Source organism: Neptunomonas sp. (assembly GCF_041601355.1).
Taxonomy (GTDB): domain Bacteria; phylum Pseudomonadota; class Gammaproteobacteria; order Pseudomonadales; family Balneatricaceae; genus Neptunomonas.
In genome coordinates this window covers 1-6287 of sequence record NZ_JBFIIH010000175.1, presented here as the reverse complement: position 1 = coordinate 6287, position 6287 = coordinate 1, and the positions used below count along the sequence as shown (strand labels likewise).

Annotated in this window: 5 protein-coding genes and 1 pseudogene; 4 read left to right on the top strand and 2 right to left on the bottom strand. The window is 47.6% G+C overall.

Annotated features, from left to right (window positions below):
• Nucleotides 1–244 precede the first annotated feature (244 nt).
• Nucleotides 245–760 carry a crossover junction endodeoxyribonuclease RuvC gene (gene ruvC, locus ABY436_RS18305; protein WP_372740370.1) on the top strand — a complete coding sequence of 172 codons (516 nt, stop codon included), beginning with the start codon at nt 245–247 and terminating at the stop codon, nt 758–760.
• Nucleotide 761: 1 nt separating this feature from the next.
• Nucleotides 762–1421 (top strand): trimeric intracellular cation channel family protein, encoded by a 660-nt coding sequence (locus tag ABY436_RS18300; RefSeq protein ID WP_372740369.1) that lies wholly within the window; start codon nt 762–764, stop codon nt 1419–1421.
• A gap of 13 nt (nt 1422–1434) precedes the next feature.
• Here ABY436_RS18300 and ABY436_RS18295 read toward each other — a convergent pair whose 3' ends face one another.
• Complete coding sequence (locus tag ABY436_RS18295; protein WP_372740368.1) at nt 1435–2385, bottom strand: LysR family transcriptional regulator; 951 nt, start codon at nt 2383–2385, stop codon at nt 1435–1437.
• 319 nt (nt 2386–2704) lie between these two features.
• On the opposite strand from ABY436_RS18295, the gene ABY436_RS18290 reads away from it, so the two are divergent.
• On the top strand, nt 2705–4120 hold the full coding sequence (locus ABY436_RS18290; protein ID WP_372740367.1) for an acetyl-CoA carboxylase biotin carboxylase subunit: 1416 nt from the start codon (nt 2705–2707) through the stop codon (nt 4118–4120).
• A 21-nt stretch (nt 4121–4141) separates the two neighbouring features.
• Nucleotides 4142–5956 carry a sodium-extruding oxaloacetate decarboxylase subunit alpha gene (gene oadA, locus ABY436_RS18285; RefSeq protein WP_372740366.1) on the top strand — a complete coding sequence of 605 codons (1815 nt, stop codon included), beginning with the start codon at nt 4142–4144 and terminating at the stop codon, nt 5954–5956.
• 100 nt (nt 5957–6056) lie between these two features.
• On the opposite strand, the pseudogene ABY436_RS18280 reads toward oadA, so the two are convergent.
• Nucleotides 6057–6287 (bottom strand): annotated as a pseudogene (locus ABY436_RS18280) (microcin ABC transporter ATP-binding protein); the annotation flags it as partial.

Below are 6287 nucleotides of genomic sequence, written 5' to 3'. Positions count from 1 at the left end.
TATCACAATGCCGGGATTCCTGAAGAGTCTATGCAAGAGTAGTGATGGACTTAATCCATCGACATGAAAGCCGAGGCTCTGCTAACCACAGTGCATCGGCTTTTCTAATTGAGCGCTGATGCTTCAGTCGACTGACGAACCTCTGCCGGTCGCTGGCTGAGATGTTGCTGAGTCTGTTCTGCATCACTGAGTGCTCGGTCTTCATTAATCAACTTGGTTTAGTCAGTAATAACGGAACGATTGGATGATAATTCTGGGAATAGATCCGGGGTCACGTATTACTGGCTACGGTTTGATTAATGTTGTGGGTGCACGAAATGAATATATCGCCAGTGGCTGTATTCGTATTAAGGGAGATGAGTTACCGGATCGCCTTAATCAGGTGTTTTCCGGTGTTAGCGAAGTGATCCGTCAGTTTATGCCGCAGGAGATGGCGATTGAGCAGGTGTTCATGTCTCGTAATGCGGATTCTGCTCTCAAGCTTGGGCAGGCGCGCGGAGTCGCCATTGTTGCAGGCACTCAGCAGGAGTTACCGGTGTTTGAATATGCGGCTCGTTCAATAAAACAAGCTGTGGTGGGTAAGGGTTCTGCTGATAAAGTGCAAGTGCAGCATATGGTGGCTCAGATATTGAAACTTCCCGGGTTGCCGCAAGCTGATGCCGCAGATGCATTAGCAATAGCGTTATGCCATGCGAATACACGCTTAGGTATGATTAAAATGGCCGGTACAACAGGGCGTCGGCAGGGGCGCTGGAGATAGCATGGACTACGCATCACTTATTTATATTGCTGAATTGATCGGTGTATCAGTTTTTTCTATTACCGGCGCATTAGCGGCGCAAGGAAAACGTATGGATATTCTCGGCGTCGTGGTGTTGGGAATTGTCACCGCGCTGGGCGGAGGAACTATCCGTGATATCACGTTAAATGCATTTCCTATCGGCTGGGTGGTGAATAATACCTATCTGTGGACTGCCATCATATCTGCTGTAATTGCTTTTCTTATGTGTCGGTATTTCTTGTATCCGCGCAGAACTATGCTGGTACTGGATGCGGCCGGTTTAGCTTTATTTGCGGTATTAGGTGCTGAAAAAGCGATGTCTCTTGGCGTGGGTCCTGTCATCGTGGTGATGATGGCCTGTATAACTGGCTGTGCCGGTGGGATGATCAGGGATATATTGACGCGGGAAATACCGCTGATTTTGCACAGAGAAGGTGAGCTTTACGCCACATGTGCCATTGTAGGCGCTATCTTTTATGTTGTGTTTTATGGGCTGATTGAGGAAACCGTATTAGCGATTGCCTCTATGCTGCTTATATTCATACTACGATTGGCGGCTGTTTTTGGTGATCTTTGCTTGCCCGAATTTATCGTCGCAGGACATAAGCTGGAATCACCCGATGAGGCCAGGGATCGCTGATATTTAAGTGGTTTCAGGCCTGATATAAATGTTCAAAGTGCTCTTTGATGGCATCCATATTTAACTCAATATATGACATAAAGGCTTCAGCGGCCGGCGTTAAGTGTTTATTGCGAGGGTAAACGGTATACCAGGATTGGCGTAATGGAAATCCTTCCATAGCTAACTCATGTAATAGGCCGTTGTTAAGTTCCAGTTGAACGCTTAAGCGTGGCATGACCGCCACACCAAGGCCTGCCAAAACAGCATGTTTGACGGCCGCATTAGAACCCAGCTCCATCGCCTGAGTGAGAGTGACGCCTTGTGTCGTGCAATAGGCCTCCAGCGCATGGCGTGTCCCGGACCCCATTTCTCTTAACAGCATCGGCAGCGAGAAAAAAGCGTCAATGGATACTTCTGATTGCGTCGCGAGAGGATGACCTGCAGGGACTACCGGAATCAGTTCATTATCTAAAAATGGCATAAAGGACAGTGAACGATCCTGCGGTACCATCCCCATAATAACCAGATCATTTTGGTTTTCATCGAGTAATCGAATCGCCTGTGCACGGTTAACCACTTTTAACTTCACATCCACGCGGGGGTAAAGTCTGAGAAAACCTGCCAGCAGGTGAGGCACAACATACTGTGCGGTGCTGACAGCGGCAATATCTAACGAACCTGCTACTGATCCTACCATGTCGGAGAGCTGAGTCTGTAGCTGGCTAAGCTGAGCGAAAATTTGCTGAACGCATTGTGCCAGCATCTCTCCTGCCGGAGTGGTGTAGAGCTTTTTCCCTATATATTCAAATAACGGTTGTTCAAACGCTTGCTCTATTTGGCGGATTTGTGAGCTGACGGCAGGTTGTGTCAGCCCCAGCGTTTCAGCCGCTTTGCTATAACCGCGGACTTCGTAAACCGTCATAAACACTTGTAACTGGCGAAAGGAGAGTCGGTTCAATAGCTGGTTAAGTGTATATGACATGTCCGCTGTACACCGGTTATCGTAAAAAAGAGTTAAAAAGTAGTTAAAAAAAGCTTAAAAATTCGAATAGGTTTTAAGCCATTTTTTAATAGGCATTTTTTTAATAAGCATTTGATAATAGGCACTTGTTGATAGCTCTTGTTAATAGTCACTAGTTAAGAGCTCCTGTTAAGAGCTATGTGCTAGCTATAAGTTTTAGCTTATAGCTAATCTAACAAATATCAATTTTTAATATCAGGGCTTTAGTAGTAACTTTTAATAACTCTTTTGTTCCTGGTCTTTAATGGCCCGGGCGCTCTCTGTTTTAACGGAGGTTATTGTGATTAAAAAAGTATTGATAGCAAATCGTGGTGAAATTGCTCTCAGAATAGTGCGTGCCTGCGCTGAGATGGGGGTGCGTTCAGCTGCCATTTATACCGAGCCGGATCGTTATGCTTTGCATGTAAAACGTGCGGATGAAGCGTATTTTATCGGTGAAGATCCATTAGGCGGATACCTTGATGCGCGGCGTATCGTTAACCTGGCGGCTGAAACCGGATGTGATGCGATTCATCCGGGCTATGGTTTTTTATCGGAAAATGCCGAGTTTTCGAGGATATGCAATGAGCGTGGCATCGCCTTTATCGGCCCCTCAGCTGAAGTCATTTCTCGCATGGGCGACAAAACAGAAGCCCGGGCCGCGATGATTGAGGCAGGTATTCCTGTGACACCGGGCTCGAATGGGAATTTACAGGATCTTGATGAAGCCCTGTTGGTGGCTGAAAAACTGGGCTATCCAGTGATGCTAAAAGCAACCTCCGGTGGCGGTGGGCGGGGTATCAGGCGCTGTGATACGCCGCAAGAGCTGAAGCAGCAATACCCGCGTGTTATTTCAGAAGCCACTAAGGCGTTTGGTTCTGCAGAAGTGTTTCTTGAGAAATGTATCGTTGACCCGAAGCATATCGAAGTACAGATTTTGGCGGATAAGTACGGTAACGCGATTCACCTTTTTGAGCGTGACTGCTCAATTCAACGTCGAAACCAGAAACTCATTGAAATTGCGCCGAGTCCACAATTAACCGATGCACAGCGACACTATATAGGAGATTTGGCGGTACGTGCGGCGAAGGCGGTTAATTATGAAAATGCCGGCACCGTTGAATTTCTGCTGACCGGGGAAGATTTCTTTTTTATGGAGATGAATACCCGTGTGCAGGTCGAGCATACCATCACGGAAGCGATCACCGGTGTGGATATTGTGCGGGAACAGATACGCATAGCCGCGGGTTTGCCTTTGCGTTATCAGCAATCGGAAATCCATTATCGTGGATTTGCACTGCAGTTTCGGATTAATGCTGAAGACCCTAAAAATAACTTTTTACCCAGTTTTGGAAAAATATCACGCTACTATGCGCCGGGTGGCCCGGGTGTTAGAACCGATACTGCTATTTATACCGGCTATACCATACCCCCGTATTTTGACTCAATGTGTTTAAAGTTGATTGTCTGGGCGATGGATTGGGAAGATGTACTGGATCGTGGTTCGCGTGCACTGGAAGATATGCGCTTGCAGGGTGTGAAAACGACCGCAAGTTATTATCAGGGTATTTTGCATGATGAGGAGTTTCGTAGTGGCGTGTTCAATACCAGCTTCGTCGTTAATCATCCTGAGTTGTTGAATTACTCGGAAAAGCGCCATCCCAATGATATTGCACTGGCGATTGCGACAGCAATTGCAGCCCATGCTGGCCTATAAGTGTCCGCTCAGGAGAGAAAGATGAAAGCTCTTAACGCTAAACCTGTTTATGTTACTGATGTTATTTTACGTGATGCGCATCAATCTTTGATCGCTACGCGTATGCGTACTGAAGATATGTTGCCGATCTGCAATAAATTGGATCAGGTGGGCTACTGGTCACTTGAAGTGTGGGGCGGTGCTACTTTTGATGCATGTGTACGTTTTTTAAAAGAGGATCCCTGGGCACGTTTAAGACAGCTGCGTGCTGCTTTACCTAATACGCGTTTACAGATGCTGTTGCGCGGGCAGAATTTACTCGGCTATCGCCATTATGCTGATGATGTGGTCGAAGCGTTTGTTGAGCGTGCGGCAGAAAACGGCATTGATGTGTTCCGCGTTTTTGATGCGTTAAATGATTTACGTAACCTTGAAACGGCGATCAGGGCGGTCAAGAAAACAGGTAAGCATGCTCAAGCCACGATTTGTTATACCACCAGCCCTGTGCATACCACGGCGTTATATGTGCAACAAGCCAAAGATCTGCGGGATATGGGAGCTGACTCCATCGCATTGAAAGACATGGCGGGGTTGCTGACGCCCTATGCTACCTATGATCTGGTAAAAGCCTTAAAAGCAGCGGTGGATCTGCCGATATTCATTCACTCGCATAGTACCGCGGGTTTAGCGGCGCAGTGCCAATTGAAAGCGATTGAAGCCGGTGCAGAGCATATTGATACGGCGATCTCTTCTTTTGCAGGGGGCACCAGCCATCCTGCCACAGAATCGCAAGTCGCTTCGTTAAAAGGCACGCCATGGGATACCGGGCTGGATCTGGCTTTGTTGCAGGAGATTGCGGATTACTTTCGTGACGTACGTAAGAAATATCATCAGTATGAAAGTGAATTTACCCGTGAAGATGTCTCTGTGCAGATTAATCAAGTGCCGGGCGGTATGATGTCTAATTTGGCGAATCAGCTAAAAGAGCAACATGCATTGGGACGCATTCGTGAAGTGTTCGACGAGATCCCGCGTGTTCGTAAAGATTTAGGCTATCCGCCGCTGGTCACGCCGACTTCACAAATTGTCGGTACGCAGGCTGTATTAAACGTGCTGGCAGGAGAGCGTTATAAGTCGATTACCAATGAAGTAAAACGTTATCTGGCAGGTGGCTACGGGCATCCTCCGGCACCTGTTGATCCACAAGTACAGAAACAGGCAATTGGTAACGGAGAGGTTATCGATGTGCGCCCTGCGGATCTGCTCAAGCCTGAATTAGATCAATTACGTGCGGAGATCGGTGAGGCAGCATTGAGTGAAGAAGATGTGCTGACGTATGCGATGTTTCAGGATATCGGTCGTAAGTTTCTTGAAGAGCGTAACAGCGGCACGCTGGTGCCAGAGACCTTATTGGCGAAATCTGACAGTGTGCGTCCCAGTGATGAAGGCGTGCCCACAGAATTCAGTATTGATGTGCATGGTGAGTCTTATCAGGTCAGTATCACGGGTATTGGTGCCTTAGGTGCGGGTAAGCGTAAGGTCTATCTGACGTTAGATGGTGTGCCGGAAGAGGTCGCATTTAAACCCTTGAACAGTTTTGTTGCTGAAGGCAGTGGCGAGCGAGCCGTGCGTGTTGCCAGTGCTCCGGGACATGTAACGACCTCGATGCCGGGTAATATCGTCGATGTACTGGTGACTGTCGGGCAGCAGGTAACGGTAGGACAAGCAGTGCTGGTGACGGAGGCAATGAAGATGGAAACAGAGATACAAGCGCCGTTAGCCGGCACGGTAATCGCCGTTAACGTAGTGAAAGGTGATCGGGTAACGCCCGGTGATATTCTGCTAGAGATTGAATAGCCTTGAGCCGATCACCCACGCTACTCTGAATATTTGAGGGCATTATCTGTGATGTTACGGGTAATGCCTCATTTCCCATCTCTTATTTATCAGTCTTCATCTATTCAAACGCTGCTTTGAGCAGTTCCTGCGTATAATGATGCGCGGGTGACCTGAAGAGCGTTTTCGCTTCTCCCTGCTCGACGACTTCTCCCTGCTTCATGACCAGCACCTTGTGGCTAAGTGCTTTGATAACCGATAAGTCATGACTGATAAATATATAACTGAGACCATATTTTTTCTGCAGATCTTTGAGCAGTTCAACAATCTGCACTTGCACGGTTCTGTCCAG

What these genes read in the sequence shown, in the direction of transcription:
- ABY436_RS18295 (WP_372740368.1), bottom strand. Translation starts at nt 2,385, where the DNA reads ATGTCATATACACTTAACCAGCTATTGAACCGACTCTCCTTTCGCCAG.
- ruvC (WP_372740370.1), top strand. Translation starts at nt 245, where the DNA reads ATGATAATTCTGGGAATAGATCCGGGGTCACGTATTACTGGCTACGGT.
- ABY436_RS18300 (WP_372740369.1), top strand. Translation starts at nt 762, where the DNA reads ATGGACTACGCATCACTTATTTATATTGCTGAATTGATCGGTGTATCA.
- oadA (WP_372740366.1), top strand. Translation starts at nt 4,142, where the DNA reads ATGAAAGCTCTTAACGCTAAACCTGTTTATGTTACTGATGTTATTTTA.